Source organism: Rhodoligotrophos defluvii (assembly GCF_005281615.1).
In the GTDB taxonomy this organism is placed as follows: Bacteria; Pseudomonadota; Alphaproteobacteria; order Rhizobiales; family Im1; genus Rhodoligotrophos; species Rhodoligotrophos defluvii.
In genome coordinates this window covers 515,397-540,020 of record NZ_SZZM01000001.1, presented here as the reverse complement: position 1 = coordinate 540,020, position 24,624 = coordinate 515,397, and the positions used below count along the sequence as shown (strand labels likewise).

34 protein-coding genes, 1 tRNA gene and 1 pseudogene are annotated in these 24,624 nt (G+C 64.3%); 18 read left to right on the top strand and 18 right to left on the bottom strand.

Annotated elements, in window-relative coordinates:
* Positions 1-33: 33 nt before the first annotated feature.
* On the bottom strand, positions 34-510 hold the full coding sequence (locus tag E4P09_RS02625) for a MarR family winged helix-turn-helix transcriptional regulator (protein ID WP_137388014.1): 477 nt from the start codon (positions 508-510) through the stop codon (positions 34-36).
* A gap of 83 nt (positions 511-593) precedes the next feature.
* On the opposite strand from E4P09_RS02625, the gene E4P09_RS02620 reads away from it, so the two are divergent.
* Together E4P09_RS02620 and E4P09_RS02615 are read left to right on the top strand one after the other, a co-directional pair.
* Positions 594-1,334 (top strand): DUF899 domain-containing protein, encoded by a 741-nt coding sequence (locus E4P09_RS02620; RefSeq protein ID WP_137388013.1) that lies wholly within the window; start codon positions 594-596, stop codon positions 1,332-1,334.
* Positions 1,335-1,388: 54 nt separating this feature from the next.
* Positions 1,389-2,183: a VOC family protein gene (locus E4P09_RS02615; RefSeq protein WP_137388012.1), complete on the top strand. Its 795-nt coding sequence runs from the start codon at positions 1,389-1,391 to the stop codon at positions 2,181-2,183.
* A 37-nt stretch (positions 2,184-2,220) separates the two neighbouring features.
* On the opposite strand, the gene bla is transcribed toward E4P09_RS02615, so the two are convergent.
* Entirely contained in the window at positions 2,221-3,081 is an 861-nt protein-coding gene (gene bla, locus E4P09_RS02610) for a class A beta-lactamase (RefSeq protein WP_137388011.1), read from the bottom strand.
* A 191-nt stretch (positions 3,082-3,272) separates the two neighbouring features.
* The gene (locus tag E4P09_RS02605; RefSeq protein WP_137388010.1) at positions 3,273-3,785 is read right to left on the bottom strand and encodes a copper chaperone PCu(A)C; all 513 of its coding nucleotides are present in this window, start codon (positions 3,783-3,785) and stop codon (positions 3,273-3,275) included.
* A gap of 680 nt (positions 3,786-4,465) precedes the next feature.
* Between E4P09_RS02605 and E4P09_RS02600 the strand changes: the two genes are divergently transcribed.
* The 5 genes from E4P09_RS02600 (at position 4,466) to E4P09_RS02580 (ending at position 9,053) form a co-directional block, all read left to right on the top strand.
* On the top strand, positions 4,466-5,695 hold the full coding sequence (locus E4P09_RS02600) for an ABC transporter substrate-binding protein (protein ID WP_170984195.1): 1,230 nt from the start codon (positions 4,466-4,468) through the stop codon (positions 5,693-5,695).
* 108 nt (positions 5,696-5,803) lie between these two features.
* Positions 5,804-6,673 (top strand): branched-chain amino acid ABC transporter permease, encoded by an 870-nt coding sequence (locus E4P09_RS02595; protein ID WP_137388008.1) that lies wholly within the window; start codon positions 5,804-5,806, stop codon positions 6,671-6,673.
* Positions 6,670-7,557 (top strand): branched-chain amino acid ABC transporter permease, encoded by an 888-nt coding sequence (locus E4P09_RS02590; RefSeq protein WP_137388007.1) that lies wholly within the window; start codon positions 6,670-6,672, stop codon positions 7,555-7,557. The genes E4P09_RS02595 and E4P09_RS02590 overlap by 4 nt, the downstream gene beginning before the upstream one ends.
* A gap of 3 nt (positions 7,558-7,560) precedes the next feature.
* Positions 7,561-8,319 carry an ABC transporter ATP-binding protein gene (locus tag E4P09_RS02585; RefSeq protein ID WP_137389206.1) on the top strand — a complete coding sequence of 253 codons (759 nt, stop codon included), beginning with the start codon at positions 7,561-7,563 and terminating at the stop codon, positions 8,317-8,319.
* Positions 8,316-9,053, top strand: coding sequence for an ABC transporter ATP-binding protein (locus tag E4P09_RS02580; protein ID WP_137388006.1), 738 nt, complete (start codon positions 8,316-8,318; stop codon positions 9,051-9,053). Before E4P09_RS02585 ends, E4P09_RS02580 begins: the two co-directional genes overlap by 4 nt.
* Before the next feature lie 2 nt (positions 9,054-9,055).
* Here E4P09_RS02580 and E4P09_RS02575 read toward each other — a convergent pair whose 3' ends face one another.
* Positions 9,056-9,403, bottom strand: coding sequence for an antibiotic biosynthesis monooxygenase family protein (locus E4P09_RS02575; RefSeq protein ID WP_137388005.1), 348 nt, complete (start codon positions 9,401-9,403; stop codon positions 9,056-9,058).
* Between the two features lie 155 nt (positions 9,404-9,558).
* Here E4P09_RS02575 and E4P09_RS02570 point away from each other — a divergent pair, with 155 nt between their 5' ends.
* A complete protein-coding gene (locus E4P09_RS02570; protein ID WP_137388004.1) occupies positions 9,559-10,047 on the top strand; it encodes a COG4315 family predicted lipoprotein in 489 nt (162 codons plus the stop codon).
* A 120-nt stretch (positions 10,048-10,167) separates the two neighbouring features.
* Positions 10,168-10,545, top strand: coding sequence for an SPW repeat protein (locus E4P09_RS02565; protein ID WP_137388003.1), 378 nt, complete (start codon positions 10,168-10,170; stop codon positions 10,543-10,545).
* 92 nt (positions 10,546-10,637) lie between these two features.
* Here the strand turns inward: E4P09_RS02565 and E4P09_RS25845 are convergent, their stop codons facing one another.
* Both E4P09_RS25845 and E4P09_RS02560 read right to left on the bottom strand, forming a co-directional pair.
* A complete protein-coding gene (locus E4P09_RS25845) occupies positions 10,638-10,781 on the bottom strand; it encodes a hypothetical protein (RefSeq protein ID WP_170984194.1) in 144 nt (47 codons plus the stop codon).
* A gap of 184 nt (positions 10,782-10,965) precedes the next feature.
* Entirely contained in the window at positions 10,966-11,502 is a 537-nt protein-coding gene (locus tag E4P09_RS02560; protein WP_137388002.1) for a hypothetical protein, read from the bottom strand.
* A gap of 269 nt (positions 11,503-11,771) precedes the next feature.
* Between E4P09_RS02560 and E4P09_RS02555 the strand changes: the two genes are divergently transcribed.
* Positions 11,772-11,848: transfer RNA gene (locus E4P09_RS02555), tRNA-Asp, on the top strand.
* A 75-nt stretch (positions 11,849-11,923) separates the two neighbouring features.
* Here the strand turns inward: E4P09_RS02555 and E4P09_RS02550 are convergent.
* The 12 genes and pseudogenes from E4P09_RS02550 to E4P09_RS02490 form a co-directional block, all read right to left on the bottom strand.
* Entirely contained in the window at positions 11,924-13,126 is a 1,203-nt protein-coding gene (locus E4P09_RS02550; protein ID WP_137388001.1) for a hypothetical protein, read from the bottom strand.
* The gene (locus E4P09_RS02545; RefSeq protein WP_137388000.1) at positions 13,119-13,415 is read right to left on the bottom strand and encodes a hypothetical protein; all 297 of its coding nucleotides are present in this window, start codon (positions 13,413-13,415) and stop codon (positions 13,119-13,121) included. The genes E4P09_RS02550 and E4P09_RS02545 overlap by 8 nt, the downstream gene beginning before the upstream one ends.
* Before the next feature lie 14 nt (positions 13,416-13,429).
* Positions 13,430-13,945, bottom strand: coding sequence for a single-stranded DNA-binding protein (gene ssb, locus E4P09_RS02540; protein ID WP_137387999.1), 516 nt, complete (start codon positions 13,943-13,945; stop codon positions 13,430-13,432).
* Positions 13,946-13,952: 7 nt separating this feature from the next.
* Positions 13,953-14,252: a hypothetical protein gene (locus tag E4P09_RS02535; protein WP_137387998.1), complete on the bottom strand. Its 300-nt coding sequence runs from the start codon at positions 14,250-14,252 to the stop codon at positions 13,953-13,955.
* Positions 14,252-14,443, bottom strand: coding sequence for a hypothetical protein (locus E4P09_RS02530; protein WP_137387997.1), 192 nt, complete (start codon positions 14,441-14,443; stop codon positions 14,252-14,254). Before E4P09_RS02530 ends, E4P09_RS02535 begins: the two co-directional genes overlap by 1 nt.
* A gap of 382 nt (positions 14,444-14,825) precedes the next feature.
* A pseudogene (locus E4P09_RS26420) lies at positions 14,826-15,062 on the bottom strand (DUF2312 domain-containing protein); the annotation flags it as partial.
* A gap of 306 nt (positions 15,063-15,368) precedes the next feature.
* On the bottom strand, positions 15,369-15,548 hold the full coding sequence (locus tag E4P09_RS02515) for a hypothetical protein (RefSeq protein WP_137387994.1): 180 nt from the start codon (positions 15,546-15,548) through the stop codon (positions 15,369-15,371).
* 8 nt (positions 15,549-15,556) lie between these two features.
* The gene (locus tag E4P09_RS02510; RefSeq protein ID WP_137387993.1) at positions 15,557-15,901 is read right to left on the bottom strand and encodes a hypothetical protein; all 345 of its coding nucleotides are present in this window, start codon (positions 15,899-15,901) and stop codon (positions 15,557-15,559) included.
* Positions 15,902-15,941: 40 nt separating this feature from the next.
* Positions 15,942-16,457, bottom strand: a complete 516-nt coding sequence (locus tag E4P09_RS02505; RefSeq protein WP_137387992.1) for a hypothetical protein — start codon at positions 16,455-16,457, stop codon at positions 15,942-15,944.
* Between the two features lie 181 nt (positions 16,458-16,638).
* Positions 16,639-17,163, bottom strand: a complete 525-nt coding sequence (locus tag E4P09_RS02500) for a hypothetical protein (RefSeq protein WP_137387991.1) — start codon at positions 17,161-17,163, stop codon at positions 16,639-16,641.
* Positions 17,164-17,297: 134 nt separating this feature from the next.
* A complete protein-coding gene (locus E4P09_RS26850) occupies positions 17,298-17,627 on the bottom strand; it encodes a helix-turn-helix domain-containing protein (RefSeq protein WP_137387990.1) in 330 nt (109 codons plus the stop codon).
* 406 nt (positions 17,628-18,033) lie between these two features.
* Positions 18,034-18,342: a helix-turn-helix domain-containing protein gene (locus tag E4P09_RS02490; protein ID WP_137389205.1), complete on the bottom strand. Its 309-nt coding sequence runs from the start codon at positions 18,340-18,342 to the stop codon at positions 18,034-18,036.
* Between the two features lie 88 nt (positions 18,343-18,430).
* Between E4P09_RS02490 and E4P09_RS02485 the strand changes: the two genes are divergently transcribed.
* The 8 genes from E4P09_RS02485 to E4P09_RS02450 are packed head-to-tail and all read left to right on the top strand — an operon-like array spanning position 18,431 to position 24,443.
* The gene (locus E4P09_RS02485; protein ID WP_137387989.1) at positions 18,431-18,766 is read left to right on the top strand and encodes a hypothetical protein; all 336 of its coding nucleotides are present in this window, start codon (positions 18,431-18,433) and stop codon (positions 18,764-18,766) included.
* A gap of 50 nt (positions 18,767-18,816) precedes the next feature.
* Positions 18,817-19,245, top strand: coding sequence for a phage regulatory CII family protein (locus E4P09_RS02480; protein WP_137387988.1), 429 nt, complete (start codon positions 18,817-18,819; stop codon positions 19,243-19,245).
* Positions 19,245-19,751, top strand: a complete 507-nt coding sequence (locus E4P09_RS02475) for a hypothetical protein (RefSeq protein ID WP_137387987.1) — start codon at positions 19,245-19,247, stop codon at positions 19,749-19,751. Before E4P09_RS02480 ends, E4P09_RS02475 begins: the two co-directional genes overlap by 1 nt.
* Positions 19,732-20,385, top strand: coding sequence for a GcrA family cell cycle regulator (locus E4P09_RS02470; protein WP_205041996.1), 654 nt, complete (start codon positions 19,732-19,734; stop codon positions 20,383-20,385). Before E4P09_RS02475 ends, E4P09_RS02470 begins: the two co-directional genes overlap by 20 nt.
* Positions 20,382-20,594, top strand: coding sequence for a hypothetical protein (locus E4P09_RS02465; RefSeq protein ID WP_137387985.1), 213 nt, complete (start codon positions 20,382-20,384; stop codon positions 20,592-20,594). The genes E4P09_RS02470 and E4P09_RS02465 overlap by 4 nt, the downstream gene beginning before the upstream one ends.
* Entirely contained in the window at positions 20,594-21,394 is an 801-nt protein-coding gene (locus E4P09_RS02460) for a DNA-methyltransferase (RefSeq protein ID WP_137387984.1), read from the top strand. The genes E4P09_RS02465 and E4P09_RS02460 overlap by 1 nt, the downstream gene beginning before the upstream one ends.
* A complete protein-coding gene (locus E4P09_RS02455) occupies positions 21,391-21,612 on the top strand; it encodes a hypothetical protein (protein WP_137387983.1) in 222 nt (73 codons plus the stop codon). The genes E4P09_RS02460 and E4P09_RS02455 overlap by 4 nt, the downstream gene beginning before the upstream one ends.
* Positions 21,609-24,443, top strand: coding sequence for a phage/plasmid primase, P4 family (locus E4P09_RS02450; protein ID WP_137387982.1), 2,835 nt, complete (start codon positions 21,609-21,611; stop codon positions 24,441-24,443). Before E4P09_RS02455 ends, E4P09_RS02450 begins: the two co-directional genes overlap by 4 nt.
* Positions 24,444-24,624 lie beyond the last annotated feature (181 nt).

Genomic DNA, 24,624 nt, shown 5'->3' with positions numbered 1-24,624 from the left:
TCCTGACGCGATCCTGGATGCAGCCGGAGCCTATCACAGAGCGCATTCAGGCTCCACGGTGACCGGCTCGTAGAGCTCGCCGAGGGCCTTGCGCAGGCTGTCGCCGCCGCCGGCGAGCTGAGATTCGAGCTGCGCATGGGTGCGGAGCCAGATCGGGGCTGCGGCGGCCAATAACCTATGGCCGGCCAGCGTGAGCGACAAAAGCCTGCTGCGCCGATCCTTGGGGTCGACTGCGATCGACACGAGGCCGCGCCGCTCCAATGGCTTTAGGGCCGCGGTCAGGGTGGTGCGGTCCATGGCGAGGAGGCTCGCCACCTCGCGCATCTTGGGCGGCGAGGGACGGTTCAGCGACATCAGCAACGAGAATTGGCCGCTGGTCAGGTCGAGCGAGCGGAACGCCTCGTCGAAGCGCCGTGCCAGCGCCCGCGCCGCGCGCTGCACATGGAGGCAGAGGCAGGTATCGCGTACGTGGATCGTTGTCTGCAATGGGACGGTTTGTGCGTTTGACATAACCAAATAATGTTGATATCAACACAAAAAGTCAAGGGCAAAGCCGCAGGATCGTGCGAAAAGTTGAGGAGAGGAGGCGAGAGATGCTGCAAGACCATCCCATCGTAACGCGCGAGGCGTGGCTCGCCGCGCGCAAGGCGCTCCTCGAGAAGGAGAAAGAACACACGAAGGCGCGCGACCAACTGAACGAGCAACGCCGGGCGCTGCCCTGGGTGAAGGTGGAGAAGGCCTATGTCTTCGACACGCCCGCGGGCAAGAAGAGCCTGGGCGATCTGTTCGACGGCAAGACCCAGCTCATCGTCAACCACTTCATGCTGGGCCCCGACTGGGAGGCGGGCTGCGTAGGCTGCTCCTTCGGCGCTGATCACATCGACGCCGCGCTGGTTCACGTTCAGCAGGCGGATGCATCCTTTGTCGCCATATCCCGCGCGCCACTGCCTCAGATCGAGGCGTATAAGCAGCGCATGGGCTGGCGTTTCCCCTGGGTGTCCTCCTATGACAGCGACTTCAACTACGACTTCCATGTCTCGTTCCGGAAGGAAGACCTGGCCAAGGGCAAAGTGTTCTACAATTTCCGGGAGCTTGACACCGCCGACAGCGCGATCCCCGAGGAATTGCCCGGCCTGAGCGTGTTTTATCGGGATCACCGCGGCATTTTCCATACATACTCCACCTACGCGCGCGGATATGAAGAAGTGCTCACCGCCTTCATGATCCTCGACCGTGTCCCGAAGGGCCGCAACGAGAGCTCGATCATGAACTGGGTCAAGCGCCACGACGAATACGAATCCGCACAGCCGCACGCCTGCTGCTGCGCCTCATGAGAATGTCTAAGTCTCGGATTAATCTAACAGCAGTAGAACGCAGGGAGCGAACTCATGTCCGATGCGCACGGCAAATTCGTCTGGTACGAGCTCCTGACCACCGACCGCGATGCGGCGGCCGGTTTCTACGGCAAGGTCATTGGCTGGAGCAACGAACCCTTCGGCAATCCGGAGATCGGCTATCACATATTCAAGACGGGCAACGAGTTCAAGACGGGCAACGAGCCGATCGGCGGTGTGATGACCATGCCGGCGGAAGCCTGCAACGAGGGTGCCCGCCCCGGCTGGATCGGCTTCATCGCGGTTGATGATGTGGATGCCACCGCCAAGCGGATCGGGGATGCGGGCGGCGCGGTTCATCGGGCGCCGGAGGACATTCCGGATGTGGGCCGCTTCGCGATCGTCGCCGATCCGCAGGGCGCGGTCTTCGCCCTGTTCAAGGGGCGGGACTGTGATCACCCGGCGGCTCCCAGTCCCGGCACGCCCGGCTACACCGGGTGGCATGAACTGATGGCAGGCGATTGGGAGACGGTATTCCCGTTCTATGCCGACCTGTTCGGCTGGACCAAGGGGGACGCCATGGACATGGGCGAGATGGGCACCTACCAGCTGTTCGCCTGGAAGGGACAGCCGATCGGCGGCATGATGACCAAGTTCAAGGAAATGCCGGCGCCGTATTGGGGCTTCTATTTCAACGTCCCCGACATCCGCAAGGCGCTGGAAACCGTCACCGGGACTGGCGGCCAGGTGCTCAACGGGCCGATGCAGGTGCCGGGCGGCAGCTGGATCATCCAGTGCCAGGACCCGCAAGGGGTGATGTTCTCCCTGGTGCAGCCCGCCCCTATGTGATTGGGCGGGCTTGCCCAAGCGCATCACCGGAATGCGATCAGCCGAGGGTTTGCACCAAGGCGCGGCCAAGCTCGGCAAAGGCCGCGTTGCGGTCTTGCATGGAAGCTTGGACTTCGGTCATGTAGATTGCCGCGATGACGGGCTTCTGCGGGTCGCGCCGCGGCGGCCAGATCACCGCGACGATGCTCCGCGAGCCATGGCCCCCCGCGCCGGTCCTGTCGCCGATGCGCCAGCCTGCCGGCAGGCCGGCGCGAAGCATCGGACCGCTGACCTCGTTGCCGATCAGCCAGTCCTCGAGCTGCTGGCGGGAGCGCGGCGAAAGCACGTCACCCACAAGGAGGTTTTGGAAGCTCGCCGCAATCGCCTTTGGCGTCGTGGTGTCGCGGAGATCGCCGGGGGTCGCCTCGTTGAGCTCGGTTTCCCAGCGATCGAGCCTGGTCACGTCGTCCCCGATGGACCGCATGAAGGATGTAAGCCCCTGCGGGCCGCCCAAACTGCCAAGCACCATATTGGCAGCGCTGTTGTCGCTCATCGACATGGTTGCATCGCACAGTTCGAACAGTGTCATGCCCTTCCCGCCGACCCGCTTCTCCGTGACCGGAGAATAGGTGACGAGGTCCTTCGCATCGAAGGTGATCGACTTGGTGAGATCCTCCTCGCCGGCATCGACGCGGGCGAGAGTCGCGGCGCATGCGAATGCCTTAAACGTGCTGTTGAGCGGAAAGCGCTCGTTGGCGCGACGGGACCATTGTCTCCCCGTTGCGGTATCGATGACCACCGCACCCAGACGCCCGCCGAGCCGCTTCTCGATGTCATCTAGCTTCTGGGACAGGGGATCGTCGGATTCGGCGGCCGCAGCTCCGCGCGCGTTGCGCGCGAGCAGCCCGGCCGCAAACATTGAAGCCGCTGCGATTGAGAATGTCCGTCTCGTCAATGTATCCACGATCAACTCCACCAAATGCTGATCCCCGGGGCCGACTGGGCAAGGTCCCCCGGCGAGCCAATCTGGCCCAGGCTTCGGACTTTTTCTGGACGGAGGCGGTGTCGAATTGGAGCGACGCGGGGGTGCCCCGCGTCGCGGATACCGCGTCAGTGGCTCTTGTGATCGTGGCCGCTGGCAGCAGCGCCCGGCCCCTCGACCAAAAACTCGACGGCCACGGTTCCTGCCTTCTCGAAGGTGAGCGTGCCGGGGAACGTTTCGCCCCGCTTCAGCGGCTGCTTCAGTCCCAGCAGCATCAGGTGATGGCCGCCGGGCTTGAGCGCCACGTCTTGGCCGGCGGGGATTTCGAGCCCTTGCGGCAGCGCGCGCATGGTCATGACCCCGTCCTTCATGCTCATCGCGTGGATCTCGACCGATGTGGCGACCTCCGCGCTGGCGGAAACCAGGCGATCGGCAGCCTCGCCCTGGTTGCGGATCGTGACGTAGCCGGCCCCGACCTTGGCGGCCGTGGCGCGCGACCAAGGCTGATCGACCACCAGGGGGCCGACCTTGTATTCGTGGGACCAGCTCGCGCTCGGCGCGAGCACCGTGAGCGCCGCGAGACAGGCGGCAGTGGCGGTTGACCTTGCAAGGCCGCAGAAGGTTTGAACAGCAGACACCATAGAAACTCCATTTTCGCGAGCTCGCCGCGGCGAGCGGCAGCCCGTCGTCTTGCTGGCAGAAGGTGACAAGGCAGCTTTGCTCAGCGTGCGGCCGGGGGAGCGCGCGGCCTGCCCGGACTTCGCTCGCGCGGCGAAATCGGGATTTCGGTGGCGACAGCGTTCAGCCGCCCCACGGCAACCTGTTGCGGCCGACCCAAGGATCCGATCGGGGAGAGCAGCGGAGCCGTGGTAACCGAAAGGCCGCAGCCCGCGAGACAGCAGCTGGGCAGCGGCCACGACCTGTCGTCGTTGGCGGGAGACGGTAACGGGCCCGTGCTGCTGGTACAGATCGGCGCCACATGCTCGGGCGCCCCCAGAGCCGCCGCGCCCAAGGCGAAGGCCGTGATCAGCGTCTGGACGAGCAGCAGGTAGGCAGCACACACCGCCACCCACCGCGTCCGTCCTGCCTGCAGCATTTTCACGGGATCTCTTCCATCATCCTGCCGTCGCTAGCATGCTTGTCCCGCCCCGCAAATGCCGGACGAGGCGCTGCGCCGCGATGTCGCGCGGTCGGGTCGGCGACGCCGTCGCATCGATGCTTGAAGACAAATGTGTATGCACTTGACGCTGCCGGGCTTGCCCTTATCATCGCTTCCTCGCACAATGAGGGGTCACAAGACCAGGGAGAAGGAGGGGGTGTGATGGGAATCTCAAGGCGCGATCTGTTGCAGAGGAGCGCTGGCCTCGGCGCGTTGTTGGCGACGACGGCCGGCGGCCTGAGGATCAGCGTGGCGCAGGAGGCGGAGGAGATCCGCTTCGGCACGTTATGCCCGATCACCCGCGCGGGCAGCATCTTCGGCCCGGGCGCGCAGAAGGCCATGGAATTCGCCGCCGCTGATGTCAACGAGCTTGGCGGGCTGCTCGGCGGCCGCAAGATCCGCCTCTACAGCGAAGACAGCCAGTCCGACCCGGATGCCGGCGTGCGTGCCGCCAAGAAGCTCATCGAGGTCAACCAGGTACAGACCGTGCTCGGCACCTGGTCGAGCGGCGTGACCATGGCGGTCGCCCCGATCGTCATGGAGAGCAAGGTCGTGAACATGAACTTCTCCGGCACGACCGACCTGCGCGACATGAAGAAGGACGAGTGGATCTGGCCCGTGGCCGGCTCCAACCTCGCCTATGGCGAGATGATGGGCACCTACGCCATCCAGCAGGGCTACAAGAACGCCTCCTTCATGGCCTTCAACAACCCGTCCGGCCTCACCCTCGGCGAGGAGTTCAAGCGGGTGTTCGAAGCCGCCGGCGGAACCTGCAACGTCATCGTCTACAACCCCAACCAGCCCAGCTACCGGGCAGAGCTGACCAAGGCCCTGTCCACCAATCCGGAGGTGATCGCCCTGGGCTCCTACCTGCCCGACACCACCATCATCCTCAAGGAGTGGTATGCGCTTGGCGAGCCGACCAAGTGGATCGGCCCGATCTGGGCGGTCTCGCCCGCTCTGGTCGATGCGGTGGGCGCCGAGGCGGCCGAAGGCATCGTGTCGATCGGTGCCGTGCCCAATTTCGACTCGCCCGCCTATGCCGCGTTCAAGGAGCGCTACGAGAAGGCGACGGGCCAGCCGGTGCTCGCCAATCCATTCTCGGCCATGGGCTATGACATGGTGGTGACCTGCGCGCTCGCCATCGAAGCGGCCAAGAGCGCGGTCGCCGAGGAGTTCCGCAAGAAGATCCGCGCGGTGGCGAGCCCGCCCGGCAAGAAGGTCTACACCATCAAGGAAGCGCTCGATGCGATCCGCGCCGGCGAGGAGATCGACTATGAAGGCGTCGGCGGCAACATGAACTTCGACGAGACCGGCGAGGCCAAACCCTATTTCGGCTACTGGATTGCCGAGAACGGCAAGCTCGACTTCAAGGGCCCGGTCAAAGGCTAGCACGTCGCAGCAGAACGGCCCGGGAATTCATGTTTCCGGGCCTTTGGCGGCGGATGTACCCTGGCGCATCCGCATGCGCCCGTGCAGTGATCAAGCCGAGTATACTCCTTGCAGCTGTTCATCCAGACGGTGATCGATGGCATCTCCACCGGCGCAATCATCGCGCTGGTGGCGGTCGGCCTGTCGCTGGTGTTCCGGATTTCCCGCTTCGTCAATGTGGCGCATGTGGACCTCGCCACCATCGGCGCCTATGTGACCCTGCTGTTCGCCTCGAGCCTCGCCACGCCGTTTCCGCTTGCCGCGCTCATCGGCATCGCCGCAGTCGCGGCCACTGGCTTTGGGGCCTACAAGCTCGTCTACCGCAGGCTGCGCAGCGAGCGCGCCATCACCCTGATCATCGCCTCGGTGGGCGTATCCTTCTTCCTGCGCTACCTCGTGACCTTCATCTGGAGCAGCAATCAGCAGGCTTTCGACCTGCCGCTGCTCAGGGCCTATCGCTTCGCGGGCTTCCGTATCTCGCCCTATGATCTGATGATCATCCTGGCGACGCTGGCCGTGTTTGCCGCCCTCCATATCACGCTGCGCTACACGGCATTCGGCCGGTCCTTACGCGCGGTCTCGGACAATCCGAGCCTCGCCCGTGTGGCAGGCGTTGCCTCGGAGCGGGTGGTGAGCCTGATGTGGCTGATCGGTGCCGGCCTTGCCGGGCTCGGCGGCATCCTGCTCGGCATCAAGGCGGTGCTCACTCCTTATCTCGGCTGGCAGCTTCTGCTGCCCGCCTTCGCCGCCGTCATTCTCGGCGGCGTCGGCAGCGTCACGGGCACCCTAGCCGGTGCCCTCATCATCGGCATTGTCGGCGAGCTTGCCGCGATCTACTGGCTGCCCACCTACCGGGTCGCCGCGGTGTTCGCCATGATCGTGCTGGTGCTGCTCATCCGGCCGCAAGGCCTGTTCGGTGCGAAGGCGGTGGCGAAATGATCAGCTATCTCATCGCCATCGCCATCATCGGCCTGATCTATGTGCTGCTCGGCCTGGCGCTGAACCTGCAATGGGGCCAGACCGGGCTCATCAATTTCGGCCATGTGGCTTCCTTCGCCATCGGTGCCTATACATCGGGCCTGTTATCGCTGACCGGCCTGCCAATCCCGCTGGCCATGGCAGCGGGCGCGCTTCTGGCGGGCCTGGCGGCCTGGCCGCTCGGACGCCTCACCGTCACCCTCAAGGAAGACTACCTCGCCATAACCGCCATCGGCTTCAGCGAGGTGGTGCGCAGCGTGCTCGAAAACGAGATGTGGCTCACCCGCGGGCCCTCCGGCGTGCCCGGCATTCCCAGCCTGTTCGCCGGACTGCCCGCCACGGAGCGGGGCGCCGCCATCCTCGCCGCTCTGGTGATCGCCGCGGCCATCGTCTTCCTGCTGCTGGAACGACTGACCCGTGCCCCCTTCGGCCGCGCGCTCCGCGCCATCCGCGACAACGAGATGGCGGCCGCGGCGCTGGGCAAGAACATCGTCAGCTTCAAGACGCGCTCGCTGGTCCTGGGCGCTGCCATTGCCGGCCTTGCCGGCGCCTTCTATGCCCATTACCTCACCTTCGTCTCGCCGGAACAGTTCACCCCGGAGGTGACCTTCAACGTGTGGATCGCCGTGATCGTCGGCGGCAGCGGCAGCAATCTCGGCACGATTCTCGGTACCTTCCTGCTCATCCTGTTCCTGGAAGGCACGCGCTTCCTCAACGACCTCGGCCTTGCCCTCGATGGATCGCAGCTCGGCGCCCTGCGCTTCATGCTCATCGGTGCCGCGCTCGTCCTGTGCATGCTGTTCAGGCCCTCCGGCCTGCTGCCGCCATCCACCCGGAGCGGCTAGCCCATGCTGAAGGTCGACGGCATCCACAAGAGCTTCGGCGGCCTCAAGGTGCTGCAGGACGTCTCGCTTACGGCGCAGCCCGGCACCATCACCGGCATCATCGGCCCGAACGGGGCGGGCAAGAGCACCCTGTTCAGCGTGATCAGCGGCTTCATCCGCCCGGACGCGGGCAGCGTGAGCCTCGATGGCGAGCGGATCGACCGGCTCAGGCCCGATGTCATCGCCGAGCGTGGCCTTGTCCGCACCTTCCAGGTGCCGCGCGAGTTCGGCGATCTGAGCGTACTCGACAATCTGCGCGTGGCCGGCTCGCACATGGCTGACGAAGGCATCGTGGCCGCGCTGCTGTTCTGGCGCCGCACTGCCCAGGCGGAGGCCCGGGTGACGGCGCGCGCCCGCGAGATGCTCGAGCGCCTGAACCTGACGGGAGTTGCCGGCAATGCCGCCCGCGCGCTCTCCGGCGGCCAGAAGAAGCTCCTGGAGCTGGGCCGCACCCTCATGGTGGGCCCGCGCGTGCTGCTGGTCGACGAGCCCTTCGCCGGCGTGGCGCCCGCCTTGCGCGACCAGCTGCTTACGCATCTTAAGACCTTGCGCGCCGAGGGCATCTGCGTTCTCGTCATCGAGCACGACATCGAAGCCGTGATGGAGATCAGCGACCGCATCTGCGTGATGGTGGAAGGCACGATCCTGATCGAGGGAACACCGGGCGAGGTGCAGCGCGACCCGCGCGTGCTCAGCGCCTATCTCGGGAGCGCGCCCGCATGAGCCTGCTCAAAGTGCGCGATCTCGTGGCCGGTTACGGCGACACCAACATCCTGCAAGGGGTCTCGCTGGAGGCGGATGCGGGCAAGATCGTGACGCTCATCGGCCCGAACGGCGCCGGCAAATCCACCGTGCTCAAGGCCATCATGGGCCTGCTCAAGCCGCGCGGCGGCAGCGTGCGCCTCGCCGGCCAGGAACTCGCCGGCCGCGAGGTGGAGGAGATTGTCGCCGCCGGCGTGGGTTACGTGCCCCAGGTCGAGAACATCTTCCCGAGCCTCACCGTGGCCGAGCATTTCCGCATCATGCAGGCATCCCCGCCGGCCGACGAGCTCGCCCGGATCCTGAGCTTCTTCCCGCAACTCGAGCCACGACTCGGAAAAATGGCCTCCGTGCTGTCCGGCGGCGAGCGCCAAATGCTGGCCATCGCCCGCGCCCTGATCCTGAAGCCGCGCCTGCTCCTGCTGGACGAACCCTCGGCCGCGCTCGCCCCGCAGGTCGTCTCGGCCGTGTTCGAACGCATCGTGGCGATCGCCCGCTCAGGCATCGCCGTGCTGCTGGTCGAGCAGAACGTGAAGGTGGCGCTGCCCCTGTCCGACTACGCCTATGCGCTGCAGGTGGGGCGCAACGTGCTGTCCGCGCCCGGCCCGGAGCTGCTGGAGCATCCCGGGCTGAACGACGTCTATCTCGGCAAGGCACCTGTGCCCGGAGAGAGCAGCGCATCTGGCGGGGCAGGGTAGGGCTATCGGCCGTCTGCGCCCGTGTTTCCGTGACTCGCCCGGATGCGCAGGACCTGCACCCGCTCGGGCAGCGCGATCAGGAACTCCGCATCGCGGTCGAGATGATGGATCTTGGTGGGATCCCCTCCCGTGAACCGCGACATGGCCTCGATGCTCTCCCAATAGGAGATGGTGACGAACTCGCTCTCATCCCCCCGGTCCTCCCGCAGGCACTGCACCCCCAGGGCCTTTTCGATCAGCGGTTTGACCCCGACCTCGTAGTTGTAGGCCTCGTATTCGTCTGCCCGTTCGCGGCGGGTGCGGCCCCGCCAGATGCGGGCGATCATCGGCTTGCCGGCCCGTTCGGTCATGCTCGTCCTCCTCACGGCAATGATCCCTATCAACTGCGCGGGCCATCGCAGGTTGCGGGGTGTTCGGCCGATCGACTCTCTCCGCCCGCGCCCGCGCTTTCCGATCTGCCATCTGAACCCTTCGTCGCGGCCGACGTTGATACCGGAGCTCCAGCATGGACGGATCGCGTATGGCACATCGGAGATTTCTTCTGGCCCTCGCACTCGTGGTTGGCCTTTCACCGGCCGCCCAGGCGGATGTCACCATGACAATCTTCAACGCCGGTCGATATGGCCCCCACCTGACCGACGAGGGCAAGCATGAATACTACCTGTTCACGGCGGACCAACAGGGCACGAGCACGCAGCTGCCGGTCTCGAACTGCTACGACGCCTGCGCCGAAGTCTGGCCGCCGGTGATCGCGGACGATGGCGTGAAGACCGACGGCCCAGTTGACCGGAGCCTGATCGGCAGAATGGAGAGGCGGGACGGCTCGGTCCAGCTCACCTTCAACGGCTGGCCGCTCTATCGCTACGTGAAGAAGACCGGAGGCGGCGGCGCCCAGACCGGCAGGGAAAGCGAGCTGAGCGGCCACGGCAAGCAGGAATTCGGCGGAACCTGGTATCTGGTCTCGCCCGAAGGCATGCCGGTCTCCGAGCAGTAGCCGGGAGACGTCGCCGAGCCCGCAGCGTTCTCAGCTCGACATCGCTTCGCCCGACAGGGGAACCCGCGAGCCGAAAGTGCGGTTGGGTGGTGATGAGATCTTCATGCGAGGAGGGCGGAGATGCGGTTTATTCCGACAAAGATACATGGCGCTTTGGATTACGTGCTGGGCATCGTCCTGATCGTGTCGCCTTGGCTGTTTGGTTTCGCCAATGGAGGCGCAGCGCAATGGATCCCGATCCTGCTGGGTGCGGGGGTCATCGTCTACAGCCTCTTCACCGACTATGAGCTGGGCGTGGTCTCTGCGATCCCCATGACGGCCCATCTCGGGCTGGACGTCGTCGGCGGGCTGTTTCTGGCCATATCCCCCTGGCTTTTCGGTTTCGCGGACCAGGTGCTCTGGCCGCATCTGATATTCGGCATCCTGGAGGTTGGAGCGGGCCTGATGACCAGCACGACCCCCTACCAGTCGGCACAAGAGATAGGACACCGCATGTAGGAGGAAGCGCGGCGCTTCCCGTGCAGCTCGACGATGTCTCCGCCGGGCATCGGCCCGGCGGTGCATCGGCCCGGCGGTCCCAAGCCGGAGCTTCACCTGACGTCCGCTTCCTCCCGCTCGACGATCCGGCGCATCGCGCGGCGGTTGTGCTTGCGCTTGACCCGATCCCAGGCCCAGTCGATGCCGAGATAGAGGGCCACTGACGCGGACACGGCCAGCATTCCATATAGCACCATTGCTGCTCCTCGATGCTGAGGCCCCGATAATCCCATAGGCGGACATCGTGCCCTTTTTGGGGAGCAACTCGGGCATCCTCCGGGCAGGCGGTGAAATCCACCACAGCCATATCGGCCTTTTGCGCCCTTCTCCCGCGATCCCGAGGCGGGCTGTGGCGAAAGGGGTTGCGAGCGCCGTTGCCTCTCAGAAAGGGGTTGAGAAGTCTTGCTGGCTTGGGTCGATATGCCCGTGGCCGTCCAGTGCGAGCGCGGCGGCGTGCTCCGCCGAACCGCCCTCGCCATGCGCTGCGGGAAGGGACGGTTCCATGCTCGGCTCCGCCGTGGCGCCGGCACGCGAGCCCGACTGGGCTGCGGTCTTGGCGACGTCCATCAAGTGCTGCAGTTCAGGCGCAAGCTCTGCGCGCCAGAGCTGGATCTCGTGCTCGGTGAGGGGAATCGCGCCGTCCTGCTGCGCTGCCTGGTGCGATGCAGACTGCAACGCGTTCAGGATTGAATCGATGGCCCTTGCCTCGAACCCTGGGATCTCATGAAGCTTTTGGTCCACGAACAGCTTGAGATAGTCGACGAGCCTTTGTTCGACTGCCTCGCCGATGAACTTGGGGGGAGTCGACGTCTCGATGGCCTGCTCGAAGATGCCGGTGAGCGGTGGAAAGGGGAGGAATTGCGGCTGGGCGGCCGCAGAATGCGCGGCCGGGAGAGTGGGGGCAGGCATTTCGCCCATGGGAAGATGCGTCCCGCTGGGCACTTCAGTCGGAAGAGGTTTCATGGCTCGCCACTGATATTGAACACGATGCGGTCTGTGCAATCTAAAGTTGTCAAACCTGTGGCGCGTGGGCTTCCCCAGATGCGTGGCGCCGGGCGGCGGGCATTCTCGCCAGATATGGAAAAAATGTAGGAAGATCTTGGTGATCGTCGCTTGACTTCATGACCGCCAATCGCCTACATGAGCGCCATCCGGACGGGCATAATCGTCCGGCCCGTCCTCGGGACGGGGGTGTAGCTCAGTTGGTTAGAGCGCCGGCCTGTCACGCCGGAGGCCGCGGGTTCGAGTCCCGTCACTCCCGCCATCTTTTCAATGACTTAGCGGAAGCGCGCTGAAAAGTTGATACTTTTCGGACCGGCGAGTTGATACTTTTCGTGCATTATTCGTTCTCGGAGCGAAGTTTTCGCCGACCTTTCTTCCTGGCTTGGGTCACCTCCCGAACAATGCCGTGCTTCACGGGCACGTAAGTCTCGAAGAGGCTGTTGGAAGCCGACAGGCTGTTACCCATGGCGCGCGACAACTGCTCCGCTTCGGCGCCGCCGGCAATCGCTTCGACAGCTCCGGAACGACGAAAGTCCAGGAGCTGCCTGTCTTCACCTTCCCCGAAAGTCAATGATCGAATCACTCTGAAATCGGCGGCAAATCGGTCTTTTGTGTACGGCGAAGGTGGACGGGGACGGCCGCCGCCAGCACCAACAGCCGTCAATCCGCGGGTCCGGAACACTGGCGCGTCATCGTGCAACGCGAAGCCCAACGTCTTCACATAGGCATCCAGTAGTTTGGCGGACCGCTTCGATAGAATTCCGCCAACCGACGCGCCTGTCTTGCCGCGCTCGGTGAAAAAGATACCGCCGACCTCCCGACAGGCGATTTGGCCGGCCGTGAGCGATCTGACGTCTCCCGGAGAGAACTGCGTGTCCCACATCACGGCCATAGCTGCTGCCAAACCGCGGTATCCCTCTCGCCAAGCCTGTTTTACAAGGCGAACGACCTCGCCTTCGGTCCAGGTGGCGGAGCGGCCCCTTTCAGCTCTGTTGCGTACAACGAGCGACGGATCCTCGTCTCGCTCGCAATACTTCATCGCCGCGGCCACCTTCCACAGCGCGCGCCAGATCTTCAGAGCGCGGTGCGCCTCCCGCAGTGATACAGTCTCTTCGATCGCCGCTCGCCAGGCACTGATATCCTCCATCTTGACGCTGCGTGGATCCACATCACCGAATACCAGCCTGATCCGCCTCCAACCACGCCACCAATCTTCCCGGGTTCTCGGTTTTTTCAGCCGCCACTCATTTGTGCGTCGGTAGCGTCGAAAGGCATCGCCTAAGGATTCGGCCGGGTAGATTGCCTTTTCCTCTGCCTCTTCCGAGGATGGGTTCTCGGCCGCGGTTGCGACCAGAGAACCTGCGAGGCCACGGCGGGCAGCTTGCCAACGCTGATTCCACTGGGCTGCGATCGCCCAGGCGGCCGGGCCGTCGGCCCCGCATCGCACAATCGTAAACCCAAGCGAGCGCATTCGAGCCGTCGGCCGCCAGTAGCCACGACCCTTCACCACCACGTAATAAGGGATCTTCACCTTACCCACGTGCTCTGAGCCTCGCGATGCGCCCGCCGACAACGTCGGCAGCATCGCGAGCAACAGGTTGAGCTGTCAAGACGCTCGCCTGCTCGGGAAACAGGTGCGGATGACGTCGGCGCCGCCAACGATCAATCGCCTCGAGATCGTACATGCCGGTGTCCATATCCGGTGCCGGGAAGCCGCGGGACAGCAGCCTTGGCAGCTGCGTCTCAAACTCCGGCAATGTCAGGCCCAGCCGGCGCGCTGCCTTTTCCGGGTGAATATCAGCGGGGTCGATGCGGTACCGGAGAGCCATGGCGTGAACTCCAGTTAGAACGGGATCTCATCATCAAGGTCGGCCAAGGCGCCCGGTGCGTGAGCCCGGCGGGCCGGTGCTTGGGCGGCGAAGGCGCGGTCGACTGCGCTCGTGCTCGTGCCGGCGGCGCGGCCGGGGTCCATGCCGCGGGTGGCCGGGTCATAACGGCCGCCGTCGTCCCGCTTGTCCAGCATGGTGATGGCGGCATTGAAACCCTGCAGCACCACCTCGGTTGAGTAGCGGTCGCTGCCGTCCTGGTGCTGCCATTTGCGCGTTTGCAGCTGGCCTTCCACATAGATCAGCGATCCCTTGCGGAGGTACTGCTCCGCCACCTTGGCCAGGGCTTCCGAGAACACCACCACATTGTGCCATTCGGTGCGTTCCTTCCGCTCGCCGGTGGCTTTGTCGCGCCAGTGTTCCGACGTGGCGAGGCTGAAGGAAGCAACCGGACGGCCATCCCTGGTGTGGCGAATTTCGGGATCCCTGCCCAAGCGGCCGATCAGCGTGACCTTGTTGAGTGATCCAGCCATGTGATCCTCAGCGTTTGGGTAGGATGAGGTTGAGGCTGAGCTTCGCCCCGCGAATGTATTCGAATCCCTCGACGCCCCGGCGCTCGACATCCAGGGGGATGAAGCCTCTCGTGCTGGCGAGTATCCGCGATCGACCGTTTGAGGACGGCTGAGCTCGGAGGCAATCGTCTGGTGTGGCCTTTATGACGATGATGATCGAGTCGCGGTCGTATTCGTAGCCGACAAGAATATTCTGGCCGCTGCCGATTACCGTGGCATCGCAATCCTGCAAGACGTGCTCGGGATCGAGGCTATAGGTCTTTGCCATCAGATCAGCCCCTTTTCTTGCGCCAGCCATTCCGGGCAGGTGAGGGTGTGGGTGCCGTCGCCTTGGGCGGCGAGTTCGACCAGTGCGAGCGGCACCCAGGCCTCGCGGATGCCGTCTTGCACCAGGGCAGCACGCTCAGTGGTGCGGCGGACCTGCACGGCAATGTCGATGAGGTCATGACGTTTAAGCATCGGCCGGTGCTCCCATGCCGGAATCGTCGTGCCGGCGGTAATCGGCGGTGCCGCTGCGCTCGGGCAGATCGGCCGGTGATTTCGCGTCGATCTTGGGCTTGCGGGCGCGTGATGCCGTGCGCTTGCTACGACCTGGCTGCTTGCTCGCCGCCGCCCTGTCCTTCGCCTTCGCCTTGCGTCTGGCGGGCTTCCGCTTCGGCTTTTCCTCGGCGGAGCTCACGGCCGCCTCGGGCTCGTTGATCGGCTTGTATTCGAGCAGCTTGATTTCGCGGCTGCCGACGATGGGCTCTTCCGGATCATGCTCGATCAGCAGGGGCCCCGACGGGGTGAAGCTTTCCCGCATTTCCATGTCGCGCTGCTCGGCCGCCTCGAACAGCGGCAGCATGCCGAGGGCGCCCATGTAGAGGTCGAGGATCGTCTCTTCCTCCTCGCGTTCACGGGGATCCTTTCTGCGCAGCGCCACCACCTTACGGAGGATCTTGGCATTGAAGCCCATGGCCTTAGCCTCGGCGTAGACTTCCTTGATGTCGCCGGCTGCGGCCTGCTTTTCCTCTTCCAGACGTTCGATGCGCTCGACATAGGAGCGTAGCTGCTTTTGCGCGGTGGAACCGATGGACATGGCGTTACCTCGTTCTGGTGTTTCGCTGGTCTCGCCCTGGACGCGGCCGCAGTGCGTCGAACGGCTGCGAGTTGAGCGCGGCGCCATAGCCGCGCAGGGGGCAGACGATCGCCCGGCCGCCATAGATTGTGCGGTCAATGACGGTGATCACGGCAGGAGCGTAGCCTTGGCCGTCAAGCCGCGGCACAAGGCACTCGTCTCCTACGCGCCATTTGCGTGGCGCTTGGATCGCCGCGCGCTTTTCCACTGGTGGTAAGCCGCGCGCGGCGCGGGCGCCGGCAAAGCTGATGATCCGTGCGCCCTGGCTCATGGCTCGCGGCTCCGAGGGCCAAGATTGAACCAGATCTCGAGCGGACCGAGATGCAAGGCGAGCTGAGGCGGGTCTTGCGGCCAGTGGTAGACGGTGAACCCCAAGCCCACGGATTGCCAGCCATAGTCCACCGAGATCGAAAACCACGGGGTGAGCCAGGTCGTGACCGTGTTCATGGCCGGGTTCACGCCTCCAGCATGGCGGGCAGGCGCGGCTCCATGGCCATGGCGCGGGCATAGGCGCTATCGCGATATCGCTTGGCGACTTGCTCGGTGATGCCGGCCTGATCGAAATCGTGCTGAGTGACGCGGCCCCGCTTCACGGCAGCCTCGACGATCACCGCGGCCATCAGGTTGAGCAGCGCAGTCTCGCGGATGGTGACGCGACCGATGCGGGCCGCGGACTTCGGCGCGTGGCTCAGGCCATGGGCGCGATCATAAGCGCGGGCTGCCTCCCAATGGCATGCGGTGGTGCGCACATCTGACTGCGCAAGCAAGTCTACTGCGGATAACTGAAAGATGAGGCTCACTTGTCCCCCTCCTGAATAGTAAGACTAAGGTCTTCTTGACTCATGTTGGGCTCGCCGCGTTGGCGGTGCGCGGCGCCGCTCCGGTTTCCGTCGCAAACAGCACGGCAGAGATCAAAATGGGGAGGTTTCGCTGGTGGCAGAAAAGCCAATAAGCCCGGTAGAGATGCAGAGCATCGCTGCTCAGCTCGCGGCGAAAATCCTTGGCGAGGCCTTCAAGGACATGGCCGTGGCCCTCAGCCGCTACGACGCCAGGGGAGCCCGCCAGCTGGTCACCGACATCGAGCTTCGCGTTGTCGACAGCCTGAAGCAGTTCGGCGCCCTGGCAGGTGAAGGCAAACGGGAGACCGTCTCCGTTCAGGTCGCAGCTGCCCAGATGGTTCGCGAGATTACGCAGGAAGCCAAGCAACGGATCATCGACGCCGACCACGGGAATTGATCCGGCCTGCGGCTGCGTGGGCTCAATCCGAGCCGGGCCGCTCTCATGATGAGGCATCGTGGTGCGCACATCTGACTGCGCAAGGGATTCAACGGCGGATAACCCCGGGATGACATGCATGGGTTCCTGCTCCGACTGTATTATGATGCGCTTTGCTTGACTGGACTTTGGACCACCCCGCGCGAAGGCACGCGGGGTGGTCCTGAACCCCCCTTTGGAAACAGCAAAGGAGAGCCCAATGGGTGATCACGGGGCCGGCATAGCCCAGGCAATTGGGAAATACACGGCATGGTATACCGCCCTAATGGCTGCCGGAGCCGCCATCGTTGTTCCCGCCATTACTGTGGGGAATGAGAGCATTTTCCTTATTGGGCTGGGGATGATCCTTGCCGGTATTGGCGAATTCATCAATCATCCTTATCGTGTAGCGATCCTGTCCAGTTTTGGGGAGCCGGTCTTGCGGGTGCACGGCCGTTCGCGTAAGCAGCGCCGCACCGGGCTCGTCCTCGACCTGATTGGAGGCTGCTTGGCCGGATGCGGCTTGCTCCGCGTCATCTTGATCTAATCTCTCAACCCAGATGCCTCTCGGCAGGTGCACCAGGTCGCCCGGCTTGGCGGCGCTGAGCAAGGCGCACGTGACCTCGAAGGGATCGGGTGACGGTTCCAGCAACGCGCGCCGGCATCTGCGCCAAATTCCGATGACTGCCCGCGCCAACCGCCTCAGGCGGCAGATGCGAACCGCCGGCTCGGGCGCGGGGCTCAGCCCGTAGGCGTGGTCAGTGGCGCGCGCCGTGACGCGGTCGCGAACGGTGATGCCGAGCTGCATGGCGACTATCCCCAAAGGATGGCGAGCATGGGCGGACAATATCCGCAATAGCGGAGTATGACAATAGAGAATATTTGCAATTGCGGATACGCTTGGGGCGTCCAGATGCATGAAGGGCAATGGCCCTGCCCGCGCTATAGCGGACGGTTCGGCCTCGGTGCCTTGACGGCTAATCGCAAAATGTGCCGTCGGGCCGAGCTAGCGAGTTGGTCCCGCTGTTCGGCCGACAGCTCAAGCCATCGCTTCCAAAATGGTCGATCTGCTCTGGGGTCGTGGAGGAGAAGGTAGCCGGGCTCGGTGTGGAGTGCGCGAGCAATAGCTTCTAGGCTGTGCTGGGTGTAGCCGACTTTGCCGGTCTCCATCATGGAAATGGTTGAACGGGAAAGTCCGGTGATCTCCGCGACGGTTTGCTGCTTTAGACCGCGGAATTCACGCCATTCCCTAATGTAGGTTGGATGAGCCATGTCAGTGTGGCTGACATCTTTCCGCTTTGAGCGTGAACGGCACTGGCGTAACTTAGTTGTCACATCGGAAGCGGGGGCACGCCAGGGATGGATACTAAGAAATGTTTCGTCGACAGTGTGCGGATTAGCTCTATCCACTCCTGTCCATTCCCAAATCCCACATTCGCGGGTGGCTTGTTTAGCTGCCGGGCAGTAGTGCGCTTGGGCCACACGAAGCGGTCAACTTGATAGCCGGCTGCCGATCAACAGCGATATCGGTTCGGAATCGCTTGATCTGATCCCCGGGGGCGGATTATGTCGCGCGGACAAATGACTATCGATGAACACGCTCGCACTTTCAAGCAAGCAACAGATAAACTGTCTATTGCCCAGAAGAAGATTCTACTTTCAATCATTAAAGATGGCTTCATTCTGTCTCAGCAGTCGAGCGCGCCAGATCAAGAAAAGCTTTCCTCTGCTTCGCAGACATCCCTGAATACAACCTAAGGAGCTCCTCGCCAGATTTGTCGAGCTCAATACCGTATATAATCCAAGAAACACTTACACCAATAACATCCGCTATACGCAGAAGGCGGTCTATTGTCGGTTCTTTTCCCGCATTCAAGACATCGTGAAGGTATCCCGGTCCGCACCCTGCAGCCAGAGACACGCTTCGCTTTGATCGTCCAGCACGCCTGAGAGCTTCCTCAAGCCGGTCCCGCCATCCCGTCTCCATGCCCGCAATATCGGTTAATGCGGGGACCAGTGCACGTCCTTGATAGCGGCTATTGACGTTCTCCGCTATTGCGGATAAACGTTCTGCCATGTCGTCGCATCTCCTTTCTAACATTCAAGACTTCCTGCAACGCACCGGCATGGGGAAATCCTATTTCGGTAAAGCAGCTTGCGGGAATTCCGAGCTGGTGTCCCGCTTGGAACGGGGCAGGACCGTGACCCTCGCCACCGCTGAGCGCGTCAATGCATTCATGGCGACTCGCCTAAGCATGCATGTCGTCAAATCCGCGCAGGTGGCCCGCGCCGTTATGGGGGCGGGCGCGGGCCGTGAGGACTGCATGGCGGGTTGTGACCGCGATGCACAGGAGACGCTACTCCAGACCGCCTGCCAGTTCACTGGTAATGAGCGGGAGGTTTTACCATGAGCCCGGTGCGGCCGCGTAAGGCTGGCTCGCCTTTCGCGGCTGTTGTTCGAATGATCGAGCAGAGCGGGGGCGTCGAGCGGGTCTCGGACTTCACCGGCCGTTCGCCTTCAACCGTCTATAAGTGGACGGACCCTGACCAGACGGATGGGCCGCCATTCGCGGTGGTGGCCCAGATTACAGAGCATTTCGGCGCGACTGCTGCGGTTGAGCACTTGGCACTGCGCGTCGGGGGAGCGTTCTGGCTGCTGCCCAAGGCGGATTTCTGCGACGCGTTGGCCAGCGCCACCGCGCAAACGGCTGCCGCCCATGCCGATGTGATGCGCGGCTGCGCCATGGCGCTCGATCCGAAGGGCGAAAGCGGGCAGCGGGTTTCGCCGCGTGAGGCCGCCAAGATGCTGCCCGAAATCGAGGAAGCCATCAAAGCGACGGCGGCGCTTTACGGACTCGCCATGGCGGTTGCCAGGGGGGAGGGCGCTTGATGATGCGCAGAGCCATTCGCGCGTTCGGCTGGCGGCTGATCGCGCGCATTCAGCAGCGCAAGCCCGATGTGATCATCGGCGGTGCCGAGCGGCCCTATCTCAGGCGCTGGTGGATCATCCCGCGCAATCGCTGGCTCAACGTCTATCTCCACCAGTTCCTGCGCGATGACGATGACCGCGCCTTGCATGACCACCCGTGGGTGAACTGCTCGATCCTGCTGGACGGAGCTTATCACGAGATCATGCCGGTCGTGGCCAGCAACCCCACCGGGCCGGTGCTGGTGCGCTATCGCACGGCTGGCTCGATTGTGGTGCGGCGGCCTGAGTCGGCGCATCGCATCGCGCTGGACAAGATCGATGGCGCGCCGGTGCCGTGCTGGTCTCTGTTCCTCACCGGGCCGGTGGTGCGCTCCTGGGGTTATTGGTGCCCGCGAGGCTGGCGGCACTGGCGCGTGTTCACCAATCCGGATGATGGCGGCGCCACTCGTGGCCGCGGTTGTGATTGAGGGCGCCATGCGGGAGCGCAACCCAATCGATGATGACCTGCTGCGGCGGCTGGTGGCGGAGGGCCTGAGCCTCAAGCTGATGCGACAGCACTTTCGCACCAGCCTCGAGATGGTTTCGCGGCGCATCCGCGAGCTTGGGCTCGTCAAGCCGAGGGATCTGGCACGGGTCGAGCGAAACGACCGCATCCGCGCCATGGCGGCCGACCAGCTCACCTGCGAGGCAGCCGCCGCGCTCCTGGGCCTGCGCCCGCGCAAGCTGCGGAACATCGCGCTGGCGCTGGGTGTCCACTTCCAGAACGCCACGCCAAGCCGCTCGCGGCCAAGGTCGCGCAAGATCCGGATTGTTTCTGTGGCTAGCCACCCGACGGTCGCGTCTCCTACCTCCCAGGACGCGGCCGAACTTCTCACCCCGCCCGCTTCCGTGGCGGGTGGGGTGAGCCTTCTCGAGCTGCAACCCGACGCCTGCAAGTGGCCGATCGGCCGGGATGGGCGCGGGCATGTGTTCTGTGGAGAGGCGGCGCAGGACGGGCGATCGTATTGCCCTGAGCATTGCGCCCACGCCTATGTGCCGGTGCAGCCACGCGTGGCTCGGCCACCAGTGGCTCGGCCCGCCAAGCTGCGGAGGGCTGCATGATGCTGCAGGTGACCCCGCGCAAACCCGCTGATCCGTCAGAGCCTCGCATCGGGCATCTCGCCTATTTCGATGCACCGAAGGCGAGCGCGCGGGAAAGCACGGCGGACCTGGTGATGGTGGTCGCCACGGGCCGCACGACGGTGCGGGTGCCGCTGACCCGGCATGAGCTGATTTCGGCCATCAAGATCATGGCGGAGGCGCTAGCCTGATGGCTGAGCCCAGCTGCTACCGGCGCAAGGAAGTGATCGGCGATTGCGTGCTGTACCTGGGGGACTGCCTTGAGGTCATGCCGACGCTGCGCACGGTGGATCACACGATAACGGACCCGCCCTACTCGGAGATTGTCCACCAAAACAGAGGCCGGCGGGGAAACGACCTCCGCCGGGATGGGGGACCAAACCTGCATGCACTTAGCTTCTCTTCAATTGAAGATATTCAGGAGCGAACAGCCCAACTCATTTGCAAGTCATGCTCTGGTTGGTTCCTTGCGTTTAGCGATATTTTCGCGCTTCCGAGATGGCGTGAGGCGGTTCTTAACGCAGGTGGCAAGAGCAAAAGCGTTTGCCTGTGGATAAAGCCTGATTGCGCGCCGCAGTTTAACGGGCAGAAGCCGGCGACCGCCTTTGAGTGCATTGGGGTTTTCTGGTGCGGCCGAAGCTTTAGTGTTTGGAGTGGCGGGGGCAGGCGGGGCTTATTCACTCACAGGACTAACGGTCCCAGCCGGCACGGTGCTCATCCGACAGAGAAGCCCGTCTCTCTCATTCGTGAGCTCATTCATCTATTCTCTGAGCGTGGCAACACAATCCTCGATCCGTTCATGGGCTCTGGAACCACTGGTGTTGCCTGCGCCAAGCTCGGCCGCAAGTTCATCGGCATTGAGATCGAGCCTACGTACTTCGACATCGCCTGCAAACGCATTGAGCAGGCCTATGCCCAGCCTGACATGTTCGTGGAGCCGCCTCGGAAGGCTGAACAGCTTTCGATACTCGGCACGGAGCGACGGGCATGACGGACTATTACCCGCCATTCCCATGCGAGGTGCCGGGCTGCACGGAGCACACGTGCATCGGCATCGGCTGGTCTGGCCTCCGTGGCAAGCGGGGCCGTTGGTACTGCTGGGAGCACTGGAAGGAACTTGAAGCGCGGCAGGCGCGGGAGGCGGAGGAGCGGGGCTCGCGCTCTGCGCCTGAAGCGCTGCCCAAACAGAAGCGGCTGGAGGGGCTATGACCACTCATCCGGGGGGTGAGGGCCGCGGCGGTTTGCTTGTTGCCGCGCTGGACTATGCGCGCCGGGGCTGGCCGGTGTTTCCGTGTTCGCCTTCGCAAAAGAAAAGCGAAAGCAAGCAGCCGCTGACGCCGAAGTCTTCGCCCGGCAAGAAGGATGGCGGCCTCTATCTTGCCACGACCGACGAGGAGCAGATTCGCGCTTGGTGGCAACGCTTTCCCCATGCGCTGATCGGCATGCCGACCGGGATTCGCTCCGGCCTGTTCGTGGTGGACCTCGACCCGCGGAAGTTTCCCGCGGACGAGATGCTGGCCGCGCTGGCCGCTTTCTGCGGCCAGGGCGCGCTGCCGCCGTGCCCGGTGGTGCGCACGCAATCGGGCGGGCTGCACCTGTGGTTTGCCTATCCCGAGATGCCGGACGGTGAGCGCCTGGGCAACCGGGCCAACCTGTTCGGCAAGCTCGCGCAGGTCGACGCTGCCATAGCCGAGCATGTGGATATCCGCGGCGAAGGCGGCTATGTGATCGTGCCGCCTTCGGTGATGGGGGATGGCGCGGCCTACGCTTGGGAGCAGGAGCCGGACGGGGCGCCCATCCCCGAAGCCCCGCCGCGGCTGCTGGACCTGGTGTTGCGGCGCGGCGCGTTCGCCCGGGGGCTCGCCCCCGAGGGGCTTGCTCCTGAGGGGCTTGCCCCGCACGGGCTTGCCCGTGGCGGCTCCCGAGATGGCCGGCCGCCGGCGATCGATGCTGCTCCACAGGCACAGGCGGACGAGGCGGTGCGCCGCTATGGGCTGGCCGCGCTCGACCGCGAGACACAGGAACTGGCCAGCTGCCCGAAGGGCCGGCGCGGCTTCACCCTGAACAAATGCGGCTATGTGCTGGGGCAGCTGGTGGCAGCCGGCGCCCTTTCGCACGCGGTGGTGATTGCCGCGCTGAAGGATGCCTGCGCCCGCAACGGCCTGCCGGCGGCGGACGGCTGGCGCCTGGTGAACGCCAATATCGAGCGATCGGTGCGGGAAGGCATGGCCTCGCCGCGCGACCTTTCCGAAGTCGAACGCAAGGCCCGGGCCCGCGCCGCGCGCGCGGCGCGCTCGCACCGAGGGCCGCCGGACTGGCATGAGGCTCTGCCGTTCGATCCAGACGACGATCCCGACCCCGGAACCCCGTTTGATGGCGCATGGCCAGACGATGGTGGCTACGGCGGCCCACCTGGTGGAGATGGCGATGATCTCGACCCGGAGAAGCTGGGCCGTTGTGCCGAGCAGCCGCAAAACGATACCGGCAATGGCCAGCGGCTACTCGAATGGTTCGGCGAAGACCTGCTGCAGGTGCGCGACGTGGGCTGGCATGCCTGGGCTGCGAGCCATTGGGAGGTCAAGGGCGGCGACGAATATGTGACCCGCTGCGCGCAGGAGGTGGCGGAGCGCATCGCCTATGAGGCGGACCTGATCAGCGCTTCGCCCGCGGAGCGCAGATTGATGGAGGCGGCCAAGCCGCTGCGGGACAAGCCCGAGAAGGACTGGACCGAGGATGAGCAAGCCCTGGTCCGATCGGCCGGCGAGATCCGCGACGCGGTGGAGAAGCGCCAGATTGCGCGGCGGCGGTTTGCGGTCTCCTCGGGCAACAACTCCCGGATCATGGGCATGATCAGCCAGGCACTGCCACACAAGACCGTGGCGCCGGAAGACCTCGACCCGGACCCGCTGAGGTTCAACGTGCAGAATGGCACGCTGGTGTTCCACAAGGTCGAGGATCCGGAAGGACCGGATCTCGATGAGCCGCGCTGGGACATGACGGTCGAGCTCAAGCCGCATGCCCGGGCCGACCTCATCACCAAGGTGGCGCCGGTGCGCTATGACAGGGCTGCGACTTGCCCAAGATGGATGGCGTTCCTCAACCGGTTCCTGCCGGATGCGGCGGTGCGCGAGTTCGTGCAGGTCTATTCGGGATACGGCCTCACCGGGCTCACCGGCGAGCAGGTGCTGGTGTTCATGTATGGCACCGGGGCCAATGGCAAGAGCACCTTCATCGAGGCCCTATGCCGGCTGATGGGCGCCTATGCGCAGTCGCTCAACCCCGAGGCTGTGACCGGCATGGGGCAGCGGCGGGGCGACCAGGCCACGCCCGAGCTGGCGCGCCTCACCGGTGCCCGGCTGGTGCGCGTCTCCGAGCTGCCGCGCGGCGAGCCCTTGCGCGAAGGGCTGATCAAGGCGCTGACCGGCGGCGAGCCCACCCAGGTGCGCCATCTGCACAAAGGGTTCTTCGACATGTATCCGACCTTCAAGGCGGTGATGTCGGGCAACGACCTGCCGCAGGTGGGCGGTGTCGACCATGGCATCTGGCGACGATTGCGGCTTATCCCGTGGACGGTGACCATCACCGATGCCGAGCGGCGGCCCATGGAGCAGGTGCTTGCCGAGTTCGAGGCGGAACGCGCGGGCATACTCAATTGGCTCATCGAGGGTTTGCGCAAATACATGACGCAGGGCCTGCACGCGCCGCCCGAGGTGCTGGCGGCAACACTGGCCTATCGCGAGGAGATGGACCCGGTTGGCGGCTTCACCACCGATTGCGTGGAACGGGTGCCTAAGAGCGCCAATGCCTCGGTGACGGCGCGGGAGATGTATGAGGCCTTCGTGGCCTGGTGCCACGCCAATGCGGTGCGGCCGTGGAAGGAAGCGACCTTCGGCCGGGTGATGCCGCAGAAGGGCTTCATAAAGACCAACGAGCGGATCCGACGCTATCTCGACGTGCGGTTGCATGACGTGCCGAAACGTAGGGAATCCGGCCCGCCGCAGCCGCCACACCCGGCCGATGCTGACGAGGATAGTGGCTGATCTTGCGAGGGTTGCGAGGGTTTTGCGAGGGTTTTGCAAGTCCTCGCGTGTCTGAAATGGCTTTGGCCGCAAGGTGTTAGGCCTGCTTTGCGAGGGTTGCGAGGGTTTACGCGCGCCGCACGTATGAAGATTGAGGGGAAAAGGGGGTTTTGGAAATGTTTTCACGTAACAGTATGGAAAA

What these genes read in the sequence shown, in the direction of transcription:
- bla (WP_137388011.1), bottom strand. Translation starts at nt 3,081, where the DNA reads ATGTTTGCGGCCGGGCTGCTCGCGCGCAACGCGCGCGGAGCTGCGGCC.
- E4P09_RS25845 (WP_170984194.1), bottom strand. Translation starts at nt 10,781, where the DNA reads ATGGTGCTATATGGAATGCTGGCCGTGTCCGCGTCAGTGGCCCTCTAT.
- E4P09_RS02480 (WP_137387988.1), top strand. Translation starts at nt 18,817, where the DNA reads ATGATCGAGCAGAGCGGGGGCGTCGAGCGGGTCTCGGACTTCACCGGC.
- E4P09_RS02615 (WP_137388012.1), top strand. Translation starts at nt 1,389, where the DNA reads ATGTCCGATGCGCACGGCAAATTCGTCTGGTACGAGCTCCTGACCACC.
- E4P09_RS02570 (WP_137388004.1), top strand. Translation starts at nt 9,559, where the DNA reads ATGGACGGATCGCGTATGGCACATCGGAGATTTCTTCTGGCCCTCGCA.
- E4P09_RS02585 (WP_137389206.1), top strand. Translation starts at nt 7,561, where the DNA reads ATGCTGAAGGTCGACGGCATCCACAAGAGCTTCGGCGGCCTCAAGGTG.
- E4P09_RS02475 (WP_137387987.1), top strand. Translation starts at nt 19,245, where the DNA reads ATGATGCGCAGAGCCATTCGCGCGTTCGGCTGGCGGCTGATCGCGCGC.
- E4P09_RS02530 (WP_137387997.1), bottom strand. Translation starts at nt 14,443, where the DNA reads ATGCTTAAACGTCATGACCTCATCGACATTGCCGTGCAGGTCCGCCGC.
- E4P09_RS02580 (WP_137388006.1), top strand. Translation starts at nt 8,316, where the DNA reads ATGAGCCTGCTCAAAGTGCGCGATCTCGTGGCCGGTTACGGCGACACC.
- ssb (WP_137387999.1), bottom strand. Translation starts at nt 13,945, where the DNA reads ATGGCTGGATCACTCAACAAGGTCACGCTGATCGGCCGCTTGGGCAGG.
- E4P09_RS02605 (WP_137388010.1), bottom strand. Translation starts at nt 3,785, where the DNA reads ATGGTGTCTGCTGTTCAAACCTTCTGCGGCCTTGCAAGGTCAACCGCC.
- E4P09_RS02465 (WP_137387985.1), top strand. Translation starts at nt 20,382, where the DNA reads ATGATGCTGCAGGTGACCCCGCGCAAACCCGCTGATCCGTCAGAGCCT.
- E4P09_RS02600 (WP_170984195.1), top strand. Translation starts at nt 4,466, where the DNA reads ATGGGAATCTCAAGGCGCGATCTGTTGCAGAGGAGCGCTGGCCTCGGC.
- E4P09_RS26850 (WP_137387990.1), bottom strand. Translation starts at nt 17,627, where the DNA reads ATGGCTCATCCAACCTACATTAGGGAATGGCGTGAATTCCGCGGTCTA.
- E4P09_RS02560 (WP_137388002.1), bottom strand. Translation starts at nt 11,502, where the DNA reads ATGGGCGAAATGCCTGCCCCCACTCTCCCGGCCGCGCATTCTGCGGCC.
- E4P09_RS02565 (WP_137388003.1), top strand. Translation starts at nt 10,168, where the DNA reads ATGCGGTTTATTCCGACAAAGATACATGGCGCTTTGGATTACGTGCTG.
- E4P09_RS02505 (WP_137387992.1), bottom strand. Translation starts at nt 16,457, where the DNA reads ATGCATGTCATCCCGGGGTTATCCGCCGTTGAATCCCTTGCGCAGTCA.
- E4P09_RS02575 (WP_137388005.1), bottom strand. Translation starts at nt 9,403, where the DNA reads ATGACCGAACGGGCCGGCAAGCCGATGATCGCCCGCATCTGGCGGGGC.
- E4P09_RS02620 (WP_137388013.1), top strand. Translation starts at nt 594, where the DNA reads ATGCTGCAAGACCATCCCATCGTAACGCGCGAGGCGTGGCTCGCCGCG.
- E4P09_RS02455 (WP_137387983.1), top strand. Translation starts at nt 21,391, where the DNA reads ATGACGGACTATTACCCGCCATTCCCATGCGAGGTGCCGGGCTGCACG.
- E4P09_RS02500 (WP_137387991.1), bottom strand. Translation starts at nt 17,163, where the DNA reads ATGCAGCTCGGCATCACCGTTCGCGACCGCGTCACGGCGCGCGCCACT.
- E4P09_RS02490 (WP_137389205.1), bottom strand. Translation starts at nt 18,342, where the DNA reads ATGGAGACGGGATGGCGGGACCGGCTTGAGGAAGCTCTCAGGCGTGCT.
- E4P09_RS02450 (WP_137387982.1), top strand. Translation starts at nt 21,609, where the DNA reads ATGACCACTCATCCGGGGGGTGAGGGCCGCGGCGGTTTGCTTGTTGCC.
- E4P09_RS02535 (WP_137387998.1), bottom strand. Translation starts at nt 14,252, where the DNA reads ATGGCAAAGACCTATAGCCTCGATCCCGAGCACGTCTTGCAGGATTGC.
- E4P09_RS02545 (WP_137388000.1), bottom strand. Translation starts at nt 13,415, where the DNA reads ATGGCTCTCCGGTACCGCATCGACCCCGCTGATATTCACCCGGAAAAG.
- E4P09_RS02460 (WP_137387984.1), top strand. Translation starts at nt 20,594, where the DNA reads ATGGCTGAGCCCAGCTGCTACCGGCGCAAGGAAGTGATCGGCGATTGC.
- E4P09_RS02590 (WP_137388007.1), top strand. Translation starts at nt 6,670, where the DNA reads ATGATCAGCTATCTCATCGCCATCGCCATCATCGGCCTGATCTATGTG.
- E4P09_RS02625 (WP_137388014.1), bottom strand. Translation starts at nt 510, where the DNA reads ATGTCAAACGCACAAACCGTCCCATTGCAGACAACGATCCACGTACGC.
- E4P09_RS02485 (WP_137387989.1), top strand. Translation starts at nt 18,431, where the DNA reads ATGTCGTCGCATCTCCTTTCTAACATTCAAGACTTCCTGCAACGCACC.
- E4P09_RS02515 (WP_137387994.1), bottom strand. Translation starts at nt 15,548, where the DNA reads ATGAACACGGTCACGACCTGGCTCACCCCGTGGTTTTCGATCTCGGTG.